We start from the raw sequence: 17,203 nt of genomic DNA, 5'->3' as shown, positions 1-17,203 counted from the left end.
GCTTAACATAAATAAGAAAAAATGATCAACTAATGGTGGCAATGGGCCTGGGCCTAATACCTATCGTGTTGAAAACGGTTTAAAGATGAAATATAATAAAAATGTTTGATAAAAGATGTAATAATACCAAACAGGATGATAAGTTGGTTATATCGTGATTTGTAGGCGGATTCACAATAAATGATACGAATTATCGATCTGTCTACAGGCTCGTTAACTGAACATTATTTAAGGAGGTTGGCCTATGTCTATTTCAGTTGAAACCGCTAAGGAGCACCTCAACGACCCGGCCGTACTTTGTTGCCGGCGGGAAAAGGGTAAGCTGTTGGAAGCTTCCGACCTGGAAGATCCAACGCTGTTCCCTGATTATGAGGATTCAGGTCTATTAAAGTTGCCTGACAATGTTTTGACCATTGGTCAGGTTTTGGGAGCTACTCTAAACAAGACAATGGATGCTTTACTTCCGTTGACACCGGATGTTGTTGATAATATTCAGGATCCTTCAGCACAAAAAGATGATGAAGATACTTCAGATGACTCATCTACCAAGGATGATAACTCATCAGCTACTTCTTCAGATGTAACTACTACCGCAGTTGTTAACAACGGTGTATCTAATGGTGTATTGCACTTTTCCATTAAGGAAGGTAAAGACATCGAGTTGGATGTTCCGTTGGCACTGGTTAATCAAGGTGCTGTGCAAAGTGCACCTGCTACCAGTCAAAAGAACAACGACCCGGCTGCTTCTCAACAAAAACAATCCTGAAGGTGATTTAAGGGATATTAAAGCGCCAATTTTAATCACGAGTGGGACCTATGTGTTAAGGCAATGCATGAACTGTATTCTAAATGCCAAGTAGTATCTATTTGAATACTGTCACCATATGTCCTTCGTGAAGCGGCATAATGCTTTAAGAAAAGTGGAGCTAACAGTGTTTCTAAAATGCTGTTAGCTCCATTTTTAAGCAATCCTGTGATTTTAATCACAAATTCAGGGAAAATAAGGGGAATTTATCCGGCCGTAAAGCCTATATTTAACAGTGATTGTGAAAGAAATTATAAGTAATCGCAACTGTGAATCCGCTATCACAAGGGTTAATATAAATAAGAGAAAATGATCAATTAATGATAAAAATGAGCTTAAGTTTAATGTTTATTATATTGAAAACGGTTCAAAAATGAAATATAATTAAATTGCTTGATAGAAGCTGCAATGATATCAAGCAGGATTATAGGTTGGTTATGTCGTGATTTGTGGGCGGATTCACAATAAATGATACAAACCACACATGAATCATCGATCCGTCTACAGGCTCGGCTAACTGAACATTATTTAAGGAGGTTGGCCTATGTCTATTTCAGTTGAAACTGCTAAGGAGCACCTCAACGACCCGGCCGTACTTTGTTGCCGGCGGGAAAAGGGTAAGCTGTTGGAAGCTTCCGACCTGGAAGATCCAACGCTGTTCCCTGATTATGAGGATTCAGGTCTGTTAGAGTTGCCTGACAATGTTTTAACCATTGGTCAGGTTTTAGGAGCCACTCTAAACAAGACGATGGATGCTTTACTTCCGTTGACACCGGATGTTGTTGACAATATTCAGGATCCTTCAGCACAAAAAGATGATGAAGATGCTTCAGATGACTCATCTGCCAAGGATGATGACTCATCAGCTGCTTCTTCAGATGTAACTACTACCGCAGTTGCTAATAACGGTGTATCCGATGGTGTATTACACCTTTCCGTTAAGGAAGGTAAGGACATCAAGTTGGATGTTCCGTTGGCACTGGTTAATCAAGGTGCTGTGCAAAGTGCACCTGCTGCTAGCCAAGAAAGCAACGGCACAGCTGCTTCTCAACAAGAACCACAAGTTGACGAAGAAGTTGTTCGGAGCTTAACTCGGAAGCACTTTAAGATCGATAAGGTCGAATTTGGGGATGAGACCAAGATTGACGGTACAACGTTGGTTATTGGTAACCCCGACAAACTTTGCAAGGATGCGCTTGAAAATCACGAAATCGTCAAGGATATGAAGATTAGTGTCATTACCCCTGATGATTACCACAAGTACACCAACAGTATCATGGACGTTCAACCAATTGCTACCAAGGAAAAGGGTGAACTTGGTGAAGGTGTTACCCGTGTTCTCGACGGCGTTGTTACCGTTCTGACTGGTACTGATGAAAATGGTGTTCAAGTTGGTGAATTCGGTTCATCCGAAGGTTACGTTGATGAAAACGTTATGTGGGGTCGCCCAGGTGCCATTGACAAGGGCGAAATCATGTTAGTTATTAACGCAACCGTCCAAGCTGGTACTAACCGTGAACGTCGTGGACCACGTGGTGCCCACGAAGCAGCGGACACGATTGTTGAACACATTCGTGAAGCCCTTAAGAAGGCTGATGACAGCTTAGTTGTTAATACTGAAAAGCTTGAACAAAAGCGTCGTTTCGGTAACAAGCGGGTTCTGTTAGTTAAGGAAATCATGGGTCAAGGTGCAATGCACGATAACCTGATTCTTCCTAAGGAACCAGTTGGGACCCTTGGCGCACAAGCTAACGTTGACCTTGGTAACTTGCCAATTATGCTTTCACCACTGGAAATCCTTGATGGTGGTATCCATGCCCTTACTTGTATCGGACCTGCTTCTAAGGAAACTTCACGTCACTACTGGCGTGAACCACTGGTTGAAGAAGCCTTGGCTGATGAAGATATCGACGTTGTTGGTGTCTGCTTAATTGGTTCACCACAAGCTAACACGCAAAAGAGCTATGTTTCTAAGCGTCTTGGTATGTGGGCCGAAGCAATGGACCTGGATGGTGCCATTGTTACGACTGAAGGATTTGGTAACAACCACATTGACTACGGTGAAAACATCGAAGCCATTGGTTCACGTGGTGTTCCAGTTGTTGGTATTACCTACTCCGCCGTTCAAGGTGAACTGGTTACTGGTAACAAGTACATGGACGCAATTGTTGATAACAACAAGTCCAAGTGGGGGATTGAAAACGAAGTTCTTGAAAACAACACGCTTTGTCAAGAAGACGCTATTCGTGCTCTCGCAATGCTTGAAACCAAGATGGCTGGTGGAAAGATTAAGAAGCCAGAACGTAAGTGGAACCCTAATGTTAAGTTGAACAACATCGACTTGATTGAAAAGGCCACTGGTAAGAAGATCAACCTGGTTAAGAACGAACAAAGCTTACCAATGAGTAAGAAGCGTAAGGAACACTATGAGAAGGATGTTGACTAATGACTGATAAACGGATGGATTATTCTTCGGAAATCGATAAGCTAAAGTATTCATCGACGGAGCGCGTATTTGAAGGCGTGATTACCGAAGTTAATGATGTTAGTGTTAAAATCGACTTCAAAGGACGGATGGGGAAGATGGATATTCCACGTCGTCTCCTGATTACGGAGTATGATCCAAAAGTTGGTGAAGAGGTCGGCTGGTTAATGTCTTATCCAGAAGTTCTTGACACTGAAGCAAACCAAAAGTACTTAGGCGCGCTTCATGAATACAAAAAACGAATGGCTGCAATTGCCAAAGAGAAAGGAAGGAAACAGGAATGAGCTTATTAAAAATTGATGGCTTACAATCCGAAGTCTTCGTTCCGATTACGCCAAAGCCGGTTTTCGCTAAAGTAACGAAGCCGCTTAAGGACATGAAGATTGCGATTGTTACTGCCGCTGGTGTTCATTTGAAGAAAGATAAGCCTTTCAACCTGGCCGGTGATACTAGTTACCGGGTTGTCCCAAGCACTGCTAAGGACGACGAGTTGATGGTTTCACACGGTGGTTACGATAACACCGATGTTAACAAGGACATCAACTGCATGTTCCCAATTGATCGTTTACGTGAACTTGCTGATGAAGGCTTCATCGGTTCACTTGCTCCAAACTTCTATACTTGTATGGGTGGTGGTGGAGACGTTAAGGTCTTCACTGAAAAGACTGGTCCTGCAATTGCCAAGAAGGTTAAAGAGGAAGGCGTCGATGGCGTTATTCTGACTGCTGGTTGAGGTACCTGCCACAGAACTGCCGTGATCGTGCAGCGAGCTATTGAATCTCTAGGGATTCCTACTATTATCATTGCAGCGTTACCTCCAGTAGTACGTCAGCAAGGTACGCCACGTGCCGTTGCTCCTCGTGTACCAATGGGTGCCAATGCCGGCGAACCAAACAACGTGGAGATGCAAACGGGCATCGTAAAAGATACGTTGAAACAACTGGTGGAAATTGACCAACCTGGCAAGATCGTACCACTTCCGTACGAGTATGTTGCCGATATTTAACCTCAAATAAGGCTAATATAAGGCGCGGCTATATGAGTTTTTGTATGGCCGCGCCTTATTTAGAAAGAGGGAAAACCTATGGAAGACGATATCTTGAAAATTAAGTCCTTTGATGTTCAGGATGTTACTTTTGGTGACGAGTATCGATTTAATGCTGGTCACCTCACAATCCCTCAGCAGATTCATGAAGAACTGCCTTCGTTTTATGACTCAATTAAGATTCGAATAATTCGTCCTCACCATCTGGACGTTCCGGTTAACTCCATTATGGATGTTGTTCCCATTTCGACTAAGGTACTTGGTAGCTTAGGTAATGGGCTAACCCATACCTTAACCGGTGTTGAGATGATCATTACGGGCGCTGATGTCACTGGTAAACAGCTCCATGATTTTGGCTCTTCGGATGGGATCTTGAAGGACCAAATTAAATTAGGGATGGCTGGAACACCAGGCCCAGATGATTACATTATTTCTTTTGACGTTTTACTTGGCGCCAAATATGAATATAGTCGTGAACTATTTACTGATATTTTTAAATATGCGGATGACTACCTGCAACCACTCAGAAAACTCATGAAGATGATTGATGGGCGGGAAGCAAGTGAGACGCACGAATACCATAATTATCCAAACCAAGGAAAGGGTAAGCCCAATGTTGTGATTGTTAAACAAGTGGCTGGGCAAGGGGCAATGTATGATAACCTCTTGTTCCCCACTGAGCCTAGTGGAATGCACGGGGGCGAATCGATCATTGATATGGACAACTTTCCGGTGCTATTAACACCAAACGAATACCGTGATGGTGCAATTCACGCAATGGTTTAGAAGGGGTGATTATCTATGGGTGTCGGTCCATCGACAAAGGAAACGACGCTTCACCACTTTCGCGATCCCCTAGTACAGGTTTTTGGCAGCGATCCTGATATCAACCTTCAGGGAATAGTAGTTGTCGGAACCCCGCAAGATAATACCTTAAAACACTTAGTTGGCCAACGAACCGCTAAGTGGCTCAAGGGGATGGGAACTCATGGAGCCGTTATTTCGGCAGACGGCTGGGGAAACTCGGACGTTGATTTTATGAATACCATGTCGGCGATCGGTGATGAAGGTATTTCGATTGTTGGCTTAAAATTTATTGGTAAACAGGCGACCTTTGTAGTCAGCAACGACTATACGAAATATGTTTTGGACATAAATAAGTCTGCTCAAGGGATAGAAACCACAGTTGTTGGCGAGAACAACCTTGATTTGCATGACGCAAATAAGGCTCTCGGTTTACTGAAGCTCAAGATGCGAGCGGATGGAAATGAATAGACGGGAGGTATATAAAGATGAAGTTTAACAGAATGCTGAGTGTTATTGACTCACACACCGCTGGTGAAGCCGCACGGATCGTAATTGGTGGTATTCCAAAGCTGGAAGGGGATACGATTGCTGAAGAAAAGCAATACCTCATTGACCACCATGACGATTTGCGGAAAGCTATTATGCTCGAACCACGGGGCCACAGTGAAATGTTCGGTGCCTTCTTAGTACCGGCAAAGAACCCCGAGGCTGATTTTGGAATTATCTTTATGGATACTGGTGGCTACCTTAACATGTGTGGTCATAACACAATTGCTGCAGTAACAGCGATTGTTGAAAACGGAATGGTTGACGTTAAGGAAAGTGACCGTGAGAAGCAAGTTGTCCTTGAAGCTCCAGCTGGAATTATTCGGGCAACGGCTCACATGTCAGAACCATTCGTTGTTGACAGTGTTTCTTTCCAAAACGTACCAGCATTCTTGTACAAGAAAGATGTCACAATTGATGTTCCTGATCTGGGTAAGATCACATTGGATGTATCATTTGGTGGTAGTTTCTTTGCAATCTTACCAGTTGCTGAAGTCAAGGAAAAGATTGCTCCAGAAAACTCATCTAAGTTGGCAGAAATTGGGATGAAGATCCTGCACGCTGCCAATGACCAAATCAAGGTTCAACACCCAACAATGCCATACATCAATACCATTGACCTGGTTGAAATGTACGGTGACCCTAAGTCTGAAGACGCGACGATGCAAAACGTTGTTGTCTTTGGTGACGGACAGGTTGACCGCTCACCATGTGGGACAGGGACGAGTGCCAAGATGGCTACCCTGTATGCCAAGGGTGAACTAGGCCTGAACGAAAAGTTTGTTTACGAAAGTATCTTACAAACTAAATTTGTTGGTAGAGTTCTGAAGGAAACGACAATAGGAGACCAAAAGGCCGTTATTCCAGAAGTTACTGGTTCTGCATATATTACCGGCTTTAATACCTTACTATTTGATCCGCATGATCCTCTATCAGGAGGTTTTAACCTCAAATAAATCAATTAGGAGGTATTAGCATATGAACGGTACACTTATTGTCCGGGTCATTTTGACCATCATGTTAATTTACATCGTGATCATCTTTGGGCGGGACCTAATTGTTAACCGCAAGAAGATCAACGATGGGAACTGGATTGTTACAGGGATTATTGGTTTCATTACCAACTTCTTTGATACACTGGGAATTGGTTCTTATGCACCAACGACGATGTTCCTGAAACTGACCCACTCATTAAAAAATGATAAGTTACTACCAGGGACGTTAACGGTTGCATGTTCTATTCCAGTCCTGGTGGAAGCCTTCCTGTACACCGGTACAGTTAAGGTTGAGAGTACTACCTTACTGGTAATGGTAGTTGCAGCTATTCTTGGTTCCTGGTTAGGTGCCAGAGTTGTTTCTAAACTTGATGAAAAGAAGATTCAGGTTGTTATGGGGATTGCCCTAGCGATCACCGCGGTCCTGATGATTCTATCAGTTACGGGTGTAACGGCAGCCCTTGGTGCTGGTAACACGGCGATGGGAATTCATGGTTGGAAACTCTGGGTTGCGGCTATTGTTAACTTCATCCTGGGGGCCTTAATGACGGCCGGAATCGGTCTGTATGCACCATGTTTGGCACTGGTTTACCTGATGGGGATGAACCCACTGGTAACCTTCCCAATCATGATGGCTTCATGTGCGGCACTGATGCCAGTTGCTGCTCACACCTTCATTAAGAATGATGACTACGCACGGGTACCATCAATTGCGATTACAATTTGTGGTTGCCTTGGTGTTTACATTGCATACACCTTCGTTAAGAGTATGAATGTTAAGATGTTAACTTGGCTGGTTATCATTGTTATGATCTACACTTCAATCCTGATGTTGGTTGAAGGTATTCGGAAGTTCAAGGCCCAAAACAAGGCCTAACTGCCTAAGCACATATTCTAATCTTGGCCATGGGGGGTTACCCCATGGTCAATACATAGGCTTGAATAAGCCTTAATTAAAAACTTAAGGAGTGAGATGAAGGATGGCATCAGCTAATGATGACTTTTTAACCGTGTGTGGTGGTTGCAATGCCAAAATTGGTGCCGGTAACCTTGCAGCAATTCTAAAATCGTTACCGCGGCCGAAGCAAAGCGACCGGTTGTTAGTCGGATATAATTCGGATGATGATGCGGCAGTTTATCGGATTGATGATAATACCGCCATTATCCAAACCCTTGACTTCTTCCCATCAATGGTTACTGACCCGTACTTATTTGGACAAATTGCAGCGACGAATGCATTATCAGACGTCTTTGCAATGGGTGGTGACGTGGTGACCTGTCTCAATATTGTTTGCTTCCCGGAAGATAGTAACATGCAGGTCTTGGAAAAGATCTTAAAGGGTGGTGCCGAAAAGGTTAAAGAGGCCGGTGGAATTCTGGCGGGTGGTCACTCAATTCATGACCACCGTCCTAAGTACGGCCTTTCAGTAATGGGTAAGGTTGCGCCAGATAAAATTTTGCGTAATGACCAAGTTAAAGATGGTGACGTGCTCATTTTGACGAAGCCTTTAGGTGTTGGAATGGTAGTCTCCGCATATAATGCTAAGCAAGTTGGTGAAGAGGCTTATCAAGCTGCGATTACTTCAATGACGACCCTTAACAAGTATGCTGCTGACATCATGCGGGAATACCCAGTTGACTCATGTACTGACATTACTGGTTTCGGTCTGGCTGGTCACCTGACTGAAATGTTGCATGGTGAATACCAGGCTACTTTGACCGCGGAAAATATTCCAATGATTCCAGAAGCCTACGAATGTGGTAGTAACTTCCTAACCACTGCTGGTGGTCAGCGGAACCGTGACTTCCTCGGCAATCGTATCAAGATGACCTTTGATGACTATGCCCTAGAAGAAGTACTGTTTGATCCACAAACTTCTGGTGGATTGTTAATTGCGGTACAACCAAAGTATGCTGATGAGATGATGGCTAAATTGTCGAAGCTGACAACGAAGCCCGCAATTATTGGTAAAGTTACTAAGAAGGATCCAGCGGACCCAGCAGAAATTATCGTGGATTAAATATAAAAAGGAGATCGTTAGTTATGGAAACAGTTGACGCAATGGGTAAGGCTTGTCCAGCACCAAATATTATGACCCGGCGGGCATTACGTGATAATGACGAGGTCGTCACCCGCGTAAGTGAAAAGATTGCGACCGAAAATATTTCTAAGATGGCTAAACAACTAGGCTATCATGTTTCGGTTGACCAAAAGGGTGACCATGAATGGGCAGTGACCGTTAAGAAGCAAGGTAAGACGTCCGCCACGACCACAACACCAACTGCTTGTGATGCTGCTATCAGTGCCTCCGTTATTGATGATGGTAATGACCAACAGCGGATTGAACCAGCGGCTTACAACAGTATTCGTCTTTCAGATGGTTACATTGTTGTTCTTAACTCAGATGAAGTTGGCCGTGGTGATGCTACCCTGGGTAAGCAATTAACGAAGAGCTTTATTTCCTCACTGACGGAACAAGATGTCCTGCCTGAATACATTCTGATGTACAACAGCGGTGTTAAGTTAGCTATGAAGGACTCAGATACGGTTGAAGACCTCCAAGCCCTTGAAAAGCTGGGTGTTAAGGTCATGGAATGTGGAATCTGTGTCAACTTCTTTGACATCAAGGACCAACTTGGTGTAGGTTCCATTACCAACATGTTCCGCATCACGGAATTAATGCGGACTGCTCACCGGGTTGTCAAGCCTTGCTAGTAGGGTGATTAACCGTGCATATGGAATACGGATTAGTTGTCTTTGATTCTACTCATGAGGCAATTAAGACAGAGACGTTAGCGAAAAGTAACCAATTTCATGCACGTCTGATCGGTACACCAGGCCAAATTGTGGCCGGCTGTGGCTTAAGCCTACGATTTGACTTAGCCGATACGGATCGACTGCGCAAGTTACTAGATGAAAATAATGTTAGTTACAAGGGCTTTTACCATGCCCTTCGTGACGGAATTAAGAGTAGCTATACGGTGATTGAATAAAAGAAAGCGGGATTATTGAATCATGGATTATATTGTTACTGCAACTGCAGGACATGTCGACCATGGCAAAACAACCCTCATCAAGCGTCTAACAGGGACCGATACCGATACTGCTCCGGAAGAAAAAAAGCGGGGTCTAACGATTAACTTAGGCTTCGCTTATTTTGATTTACCGAGCAAAAAGCGGATTGCGTTTGTGGATGTGCCAGGTCATGAGAAGTTTTTGAAAAATATGATTTCCGGATTAACGGGAATTGATATGGCACTATTAGTAGTCGACGCTGGTGAAGGAGTAATGCCTCAAACCGAGGAGCATGCCGAAATACTTACTTTACTGGGAATTAAGAATTTTGTGATCGCGGTGACTAAGGCGGACTCCGTGGATCCTGAGATGTGCCAGCTCACCATCGATGATATTCGCGAACACTTCAAGGATACACCACTGGCAGATGCCCCCTTAGTAGTTACGGATGCAGTTACCGGTCGAGGAATCGACGACCTAATTAAGGTAATGGATAAGGTGGCCAGCAAGGTTCAAAAACACCGGCCAGGGACTGATCCGCGGCTAAATATTGACCGGGTATTTACAATTAAGGGGCATGGAACGGTGGTTACCGGAACCCTAATTGACGGTTCGATTAAGCTGGGGGATAGTCTAGTTGTTTATCCTGACCAATTACCGGTCCGGGTAAAAAATATTCAGGTTAACGATGCGGACCAACCGGTTGCTGAACCTGACCACCGGGTAGCATTAAACCTGGATGTGAAGGCCAGTGCACTTCACAAGGGTGATGTGGTCACGACAGAGGGTAATGTTGCACCTAGTAAGTTATTAGATGTGGAACTACAGATGTTGCCAGCAGTTCCAGCGTTAAAACTAAATGAACGTTTCCGTCTCTACATTGGGTCGGTCGAGGTCTTTGGCCGCATCTATCCTATGGGAGAAGATACGATCAAGAGCGGTACTAAGTGTCTTGCACAGTTACGGTTAGAAGAACCCGTAGCGGTTAAGAATGGTGATCGTTTTATCATTCGGACGTATTCACCAATGGTTACCGTTGCCGGTGGTCGCGTACTATCTGCCAATGCTAAGTACCATTCGCGGAATAACGAGTCGATTATTAAGACCCTCCAAATTCGTGCCAGTGGTGACCAGTCGGCAATTATTCTGGATTACCTTACAAATTCGGGGGTTGAAGCGGCAACCACGGCGACCCTGGCGAGCCTCTTGGATATTGATGATGATAGTGCTACTAAGCTACTGACCAGTCTAGTGGCCGCACACCGCCTGATTAAGCTGGGTAATTATTATTTGACGGAGCCACAATTGCAGCATATCCAGGAGCGCGTTGTAACCTATTTACGGAAGTCACAAGCGGCTAACCCATTGAAGGCCGGGCTACCAAGGCCGGAAGTAATTTCGCAAATTAATGATTGGTTAAGTCTGTCGCTAGGAAGTGAGGTATTTGACCACTTACTAGCGGACGGTGTGATAAAGGTAACTAATAATTTAGTAGCGACAAGTGACTTTACTGTCCAACTAACGCCTAAACAAGCCCAGCTGAAGGCCGCCTTGCTTAAGAAGATGACGACGGCTGATTTAACACCATTTAAAGTAACTGACTTGGTAATTGATGATCAGGACCCCGCCCCAATTTTGGCGGCGTTCGATGGGCAGGACTTTATCGGCCTTGGTGATGGCTATTACTTTGCACAGCCGGTCTACCAACGGGTGGTTACGAAAGTGGTTGAATACTTAAAAAAGCATCCAGAAGGGATCGACCTCAGTGGCTATCGTGACCTAACGGCAAGTTCCCGAAAGTATGCCATGATGGTTTTGGAACGGTTAGATAAGGATGGTATTACTAAACGACTCAATCGACTACATGTCTTGAATTCATAAGGGTGAGATAAATGATTTATTTAGATAATGGTGCAACGACAGTTCAAAAGCCACAAGCAGTTGCCAAGGCCGTTTTTAAGGTACTGAGTAGTGGGCAGTATGGTAACCCCTCCCGAGGGGCCTATCCAATTGCGGTTAATGCCAACGAGGTGGTGTACCAGACGCGCCAAAAGGTCGCACAACTATTTAACGTTCCGGATAGTTCGCTAGTTGTGTTCACTAAGAACGTTACCGAAGCATTAAATAACGTTATTAAGGGTTATCTAAAGTCAGGGGATGACGTGATTGCAACGGACTATGACCATAACTCTGTAATTCGGCCGATCTATCAGCTGGAGTCTCGGGGGGTTACCCATAGCTTCCTACCACTGGACCCGGCCACTAACCTCGTCGATCTCGCGGCCCTGGAAAAAACTATTAAGCCGAATACTAAGATGATGGTTTGTACGCACGCGTCCAATGTGATTGGCAATACAGTTGATTTAAAGCGAGTTGTTGAAATTTGTCACCGTCACCACGTCATCGTAGTAGTGGATGCAGCGCAGACGGCTGGGGTACTACCAATTGATATGCAAGAACTCGGCATTGACGTACTATGCTTTACTGGTCATAAGTCACTTTATGGTCCAGAAGGGACCGGGGGAATTTGTTTCCAGCGTGATCTTCCGGTTGAACCATTAATTTCTGGTGGTAGTGGCATTGACTCATTTAATCCGGCAATGCCTAACCGTCTTCCAGAGCGTTTGGAAGGTGGAACGATTAACGTCCCAGGAATTGCCGGCCTGGGTGCAGGAATTGACTATTTACAAGAACATGACCTTCAAGCAATGGGTGAAAAGACCATTGCCCTGGCAGATGAATTTGCTAAGCGGATCCAACAGAATGAAAATGTTGAGATCTATACTAACCTTGCGGCACCACACGTCGGTACCATTGGCTTAAATATTAAGGGGCTCAACTCAGCTGATGTAAGTGCCTACCTAACCGAGCAGGGGATCGCTACCCGTTCGGGAGCCCATTGTGCACCGCTGATTCACCGTGCCCTAGGAACGGTTGAGCAGGGGATTGTGCGCTTCTCCTTCTGTTCGTTTAACACGATGGATGATGTTGAAGCGGCTAGTGCAGCGATTAATGAAATTGCAAAGATGGCAGGTGAAGACCGTGGAGAATAAGCAAACGCAGGTAGAGCTATTACGTCAGATTCCGGCAGTCAATGACCTAATCCAGGACGATCAGATTCAACAACTGATTGCGGCCAATGGTGACCGGGAAATAAAAAAGGTGATTGACCAGGTACTGAATACACTTCGTCAGCAGATCCTGGCTGGTCAACTAACTAAGGTCAGTTTGGACCAGGTAGTCAAGCTGGTACTGAAACAAACCCGACTTGACAACCAGCTTTCCCTCAGACCGGTAATTAACGGAACCGGGGTTATTTTGCATACCAACTTAGGCCGGTCGCTGTTAAGCCCAGCAATCAAGGATTACCTGAACCAAATCATGTTTTCCTACTCTAACCTGGAATATAAGTTGGCAGCTAAAAAGCGGGGGTTACGGTACCACCACATTGAAAAGCTGCTGTGTGAACTGACCGGGGCCGAAGACGCCTTAGTGGTAAATAATAACGCAGCTGCTGTAATGCTTACCCTGGATACATTGGTGCCCAATAAGGAAGTAATCGTGTCGCGTGGTGAGCTGGTCGAAATCGGGGGTTCCTTCCGGGTACCAGAAATAATTACTAAGGGTGGTGGTACCCTTCGTGAAGTGGGGACCACTAATAAGACCCACCTGCGTGACTATAAGGAAGCTATTACCGAAGAAACCGGCGCAATTTTAAAGGTTCATACCAGTAACTACCGGATCATTGGATTTACCGAAAAGCCCGATCCGGCTGACCTGCAACGCCTAGCCCATGAGGCCGGTATCCCAATGATCAATGACCTAGGTAGTGGCCTCTTAATCGACCTCAGTAAGTATGGCCTACCCCGTGAACCACTTATTCAAGAGGCAGTGGCAACTAGTGATATCGTTACCTTCTCTGGTGATAAGCTCCTCGGCGGTCCCCAGGCTGGGGTCATCGCTGGGAAACGGCAATTGATTGAACAAATTAAGCATAATCAACTCCTCCGGGCTCTCCGGGTAGATAAGATGACCCTGGCGGCCCTAGCGGCAACCCTACAGTTTTACCGTAATCCAACGGCTGCAATTAAGCAGATCCCAACCTTACGAATGATCACCGTTAGTTCCGCGACCCTGGCAACCCGTGCACAGCAGCTGGCAAATAAGCTAGCGGTGCTTCCTAACGTTAAGGTAACCGTCCAAAAGGGAAGCTCACAGGTAGGCGGTGGTTCTTTCCCTGGCTATGAATTACCGACATCATTAGTTTGCCTTACGTTTACTGGCCGGTATTCAGCAACCAAGATGGAAGAATTATTGCGGACGGGAGAACCACCGATTATTGCCCGACTTGAGCATGACCAAATCATCTTCGACGTTCGTACCCTTCAGGCGGGGGATGGCGATAAGATCTGTACCCGAATTAGCGAATTAATGAAGGAAAATTAACCGTATTTGGCGGCCGATTAATATTGCGTTATTATTGTTACTGCCTTTCCGTCGGGAGGGTGGTATAATTATGAAGCTAGACCAAAGTATTAAAAGAAGAGGTAGCTTTTCAATGAAGATGAAGTTAGCCGAGATTGCTAAGGCAATTGACGCGCAAAATGAAATTGAACAATGGAAAGAGATAGAGGTGACTAGCGTTTCCTTTGATAGTCGCCATCTTGAGCAAGGAGCACTCTTTATCCCCCTCCAAGGGGCTCATGACGGTCATCAGTATGTTGAGACTGCTTTTGCTAACGGTGCGGCAGCTTCACTATGGGCCAGTGACCACTCATTAACAGATCACCACCACCCGCTATTAGTTGTTGATGACCCCCTAAAGGCTCTTCAACAGCTTGGTAAGTACTACCTGCGGAAGATTAACCCGATCGTGGTGGCAGTAACTGGTAGTAACGGTAAAACGACGACTAAGGATATGATTGCATCAATCCTCAGTACGCAGTTAAACGTGACTAAGACCTATGCTAACTTTAATAACGAAATTGGCGTTCCCGTTACCCTATTAAATATGGAATCCAATACCGAAGTGGTAGTTGTTGAAATGGGGATGGACCGGTTTGGCCAGCTTGACTTCCTCAGTAAGCTAGTTAGCCCTGATATTGCCGTGATCACGATGATCGGCGAAGCGCATATCGAATTCTTTGGTACCCGTGACCGGATTGCCGATGCTAAAATGGAGATTACCAATGGTCTCAAAGAGGACGGGGTCCTTGTTTATAACGGGGATGAACCGTTACTAAATGACCGGGTTAAGGACCTGCCACAACAAACAGTTCGTTTTGGCCGGCAACTGACCGATGATCTTTATGCTACTAGCGTTAACGATGGTTCCCGTTCAATTGAATTCACGGTTAACGAATGGCCGGATGAGGAGTTCACTATCCCAATGGTCGGTGAGTACAACGTTAATAATGCCTTAGCGGCAATGGCGGTTGGTAAGCGACTCCACATTAGTCCTGCCCATATGAAGGCGGCGCTCGCCAATGTAGAACTGACCGAAAACCGGGCAGAGTGGTTTAAGAGTAAAAGTGGTGCACAGGTTTTGAGTGACGTCTACAACTCGAACCCGACCGCGGCTAAGCAGGTCTTAAAGACCATTAGCGAAATCCCTACTAACGGCAAACGGATCGCTGTCTTAGGGGATATGCTAGAATTAGGGGATGCAGCACCGCGTCTGCATGCTAGTCTAGCCAGTCAGATTAACCCACAAAAGATTCAAGCAGTCTACTTAGTGGGGCCGGAAATGGTTCATTTACGGGACCAGCTTATCCAAGACCAGTACCCGGCTGCGGCAATCCACTATTACCAAACCGATCAATTAGAGCAGTTAAGTACGGATTTAAATGCAACTCTGACCGCCGATGACATGGTTCTTTTGAAGGCTAGTCACGGTATTCATTTGGAAAAGGTCCTAGCAGCAATTAAAGAACAATAAAGTTTAATTACCAGCCGGTATGGTGGAATTCCACCAACCGACTGGTCATTTTTAGGAGGAAAATTTTTGAAGTTTAGCGAATTAGGTTTATCGCAGAGCCTGCTAAAGGCAATTAAGCGGAGTGGCTATGAAGAGGCCACCCCAATTCAGGAACAGACAATTCCCATGGTATTAAAGGGCCAGGACGTAATCGGCCAGGCACAAACCGGGACCGGGAAGACGGCAGCGTTTGGCCTTCCCATTATTGAGCATGTTGATACCGACAATCCCAACATTCAGGCGATTATTATTTCGCCGACCCGGGAATTAGCCATTCAAACACAAGAAGAGCTGTACCGGCTCGGTAAGGACAAGTATGTTCGGGTGCAAGTAGTTTACGGTGGTGCGGATATTCGGCGGCAAATTAAGAGTCTGAAACACCATCCCCAAATCTTAGTGGGAACACCCGGACGGTTACGAGACCACTTACGCCGGCACACAGTTAAGTTGGATCATATCCAGACCCTGGTCTTGGATGAGGCCGATGAAATGCTCAACATGGGCTTCTTGGATGATATTGAAGCCATCATCAAGGAAACCCCCGCGCAGCGCCAAACCCTACTGTTTTCCGCAACGATGCCACCGGAGATCAAAAAGATCGGTGAGCAGTTTATGACTAACCCGGAAACCGTCCGGATTAAGGCCAAGGAGCTGACAACCGACCTGGTTGACCAATATTACGTCCGGGCGCGGGACTACGAGAAGTTTGATATTATGACGCGGTTAATTGACGTTCAGGATCCAGACCTAACGATTGTCTTTGGACGGACAAAGCGGCGGGTTGATGAGCTATCTAAGGGCCTGATTGCCCGTGGTTATAACGCTGCCGGTATTCATGGTGACCTGACCCAAGAACGGCGGACCAAGATCATGAAGAAGTTTAAAAATGGTGACTTGGATATCTTAGTCGCAACTGATGTGGCGGCCCGGGGACTAGACATTTCAGGGGTTACCCATGTTTATAATTACGATATCCCTTCAGATCCAGATAGCTATGTCCACCGGATTGGCCGGACGGGCCGGGCTGGACACCACGGAACCTCCTTAACGTTTGTAACGCCAAATGAGATGGAGTACCTTCATGAAATTGAGAAGTTAACCCGGGTACGGATGCTACCGCTAAAGCCACCGTCGGCCGAGGAAGCCTTCAAAGGACAAGTAGCGAGCGCCTTTAATGATATCGATGAGTTGATCGCTCAGGACTCCACCGATCGTTACCGGGAGGCGGCGGAACAACTGCTGGAGACCCATAATGCGGTTGACCTAGTAGCAGCCCTGCTAAATGATATGACGAAGGAGGCTGCTAGTGAAGTACCCGTTAAGATAACCCCTGAACGGCCATTACCACGGCGCCACCGGGGAAGTAAGCGGAATGACTACCATGGTGGCAACCACTACCGTCACCATAATGGTCACCGGCGAAACAATAACTATCGTGGACATGGTGGTCACCGCCGTGATAACCACGGACGGAGTCATTCTAGTCGGCATGCCTTTAACATTCGGCACCGTCAGGAAGACTAGTTA

16 protein-coding genes are annotated in these 17,203 nt (G+C 45.7%); all 16 read left to right on the top strand.

Going from position 1 to position 17,203, the window contains the following annotated elements; genetic code table 11:
* Positions 1-244: 244 nt before the first annotated feature.
* The 16 genes from ACI31H_RS02055 to ACI31H_RS01980 all read left to right on the top strand — a co-directional run bounded on the left by ACI31H_RS02055 (position 245) and on the right by ACI31H_RS01980 (position 17,200).
* Positions 245-766, top strand: coding sequence for a hypothetical protein (locus ACI31H_RS02055; protein WP_439770336.1), 522 nt, complete (start codon positions 245-247; stop codon positions 764-766).
* A gap of 583 nt (positions 767-1,349) precedes the next feature.
* On the top strand, positions 1,350-3,251 hold the full coding sequence (gene prdA / locus ACI31H_RS02050; protein ID WP_439770335.1) for a D-proline reductase (dithiol) proprotein PrdA: 1,902 nt from the start codon (positions 1,350-1,352) through the stop codon (positions 3,249-3,251).
* A complete protein-coding gene (locus ACI31H_RS02045) occupies positions 3,251-3,574 on the top strand; it encodes a CBO2463/CBO2479 domain-containing protein (protein WP_439770334.1) in 324 nt (107 codons plus the stop codon). The genes prdA and ACI31H_RS02045 overlap by 1 nt, the downstream gene beginning before the upstream one ends.
* Positions 3,571-4,296, top strand: coding sequence for a D-proline reductase (dithiol) protein PrdB (gene prdB, locus ACI31H_RS02040; protein WP_439770333.1), 726 nt, complete (start codon positions 3,571-3,573; stop codon positions 4,294-4,296). Before ACI31H_RS02045 ends, prdB begins: the two co-directional genes overlap by 4 nt.
* A 78-nt stretch (positions 4,297-4,374) precedes the next feature.
* Positions 4,375-5,121 (top strand): proline reductase cluster protein PrdD, encoded by a 747-nt coding sequence (prdD, locus tag ACI31H_RS02035; RefSeq protein WP_439770332.1) that lies wholly within the window; start codon positions 4,375-4,377, stop codon positions 5,119-5,121.
* Positions 5,122-5,136: 15 nt separating this feature from the next.
* On the top strand, positions 5,137-5,610 hold the full coding sequence (locus ACI31H_RS02030; RefSeq protein ID WP_439770331.1) for a glycine/sarcosine/betaine reductase component B subunit: 474 nt from the start codon (positions 5,137-5,139) through the stop codon (positions 5,608-5,610).
* A gap of 17 nt (positions 5,611-5,627) precedes the next feature.
* A complete protein-coding gene (locus ACI31H_RS02025) occupies positions 5,628-6,644 on the top strand; it encodes a proline racemase family protein (protein WP_439770330.1) in 1,017 nt (338 codons plus the stop codon).
* A gap of 22 nt (positions 6,645-6,666) precedes the next feature.
* A complete protein-coding gene (locus ACI31H_RS02020) occupies positions 6,667-7,560 on the top strand; it encodes a TSUP family transporter (RefSeq protein WP_439770329.1) in 894 nt (297 codons plus the stop codon).
* 103 nt (positions 7,561-7,663) lie between these two features.
* Positions 7,664-8,704, top strand: coding sequence for a selenide, water dikinase SelD (gene selD / locus ACI31H_RS02015; RefSeq protein ID WP_439770328.1), 1,041 nt, complete (start codon positions 7,664-7,666; stop codon positions 8,702-8,704).
* Between the two features lie 23 nt (positions 8,705-8,727).
* Positions 8,728-9,399, top strand: coding sequence for a sulfurtransferase-like selenium metabolism protein YedF (yedF, locus tag ACI31H_RS02010; protein ID WP_439770327.1), 672 nt, complete (start codon positions 8,728-8,730; stop codon positions 9,397-9,399).
* Between the two features lie 20 nt (positions 9,400-9,419).
* A complete protein-coding gene (locus tag ACI31H_RS02005) occupies positions 9,420-9,677 on the top strand; it encodes a DUF3343 domain-containing protein (RefSeq protein WP_439770326.1) in 258 nt (85 codons plus the stop codon).
* Positions 9,678-9,699: 22 nt separating this feature from the next.
* On the top strand, positions 9,700-11,580 hold the full coding sequence (gene selB / locus ACI31H_RS02000; protein ID WP_439770325.1) for a selenocysteine-specific translation elongation factor: 1,881 nt from the start codon (positions 9,700-9,702) through the stop codon (positions 11,578-11,580).
* 11 nt (positions 11,581-11,591) lie between these two features.
* The gene (locus ACI31H_RS01995) at positions 11,592-12,752 is read left to right on the top strand and encodes an aminotransferase class V-fold PLP-dependent enzyme (RefSeq protein WP_439770324.1); all 1,161 of its coding nucleotides are present in this window, start codon (positions 11,592-11,594) and stop codon (positions 12,750-12,752) included.
* On the top strand, positions 12,712-14,145 hold the full coding sequence (selA, locus tag ACI31H_RS01990) for an L-seryl-tRNA(Sec) selenium transferase (protein WP_439770323.1): 1,434 nt from the start codon (positions 12,712-12,714) through the stop codon (positions 14,143-14,145). Before ACI31H_RS01995 ends, selA begins: the two co-directional genes overlap by 41 nt.
* 112 nt (positions 14,146-14,257) lie before the next feature.
* Complete coding sequence (locus ACI31H_RS01985) at positions 14,258-15,637, top strand: UDP-N-acetylmuramoyl-tripeptide--D-alanyl-D-alanine ligase (RefSeq protein WP_439770322.1); 1,380 nt, start codon at positions 14,258-14,260, stop codon at positions 15,635-15,637.
* A gap of 66 nt (positions 15,638-15,703) precedes the next feature.
* Positions 15,704-17,200, top strand: coding sequence for a DEAD/DEAH box helicase (locus ACI31H_RS01980; RefSeq protein WP_439770321.1), 1,497 nt, complete (start codon positions 15,704-15,706; stop codon positions 17,198-17,200).
* The last annotated feature ends 3 nt before the right edge of the window (positions 17,201-17,203 follow it).

The sequence above is a fragment of the Limosilactobacillus sp. genome, from assembly GCF_051873035.1.
In the GTDB taxonomy this organism is placed as follows: Bacteria; Bacillota; Bacilli; order Lactobacillales; family Lactobacillaceae; genus Limosilactobacillus.
This window is presented reverse-complemented; position numbering and strand designations above follow the sequence as displayed.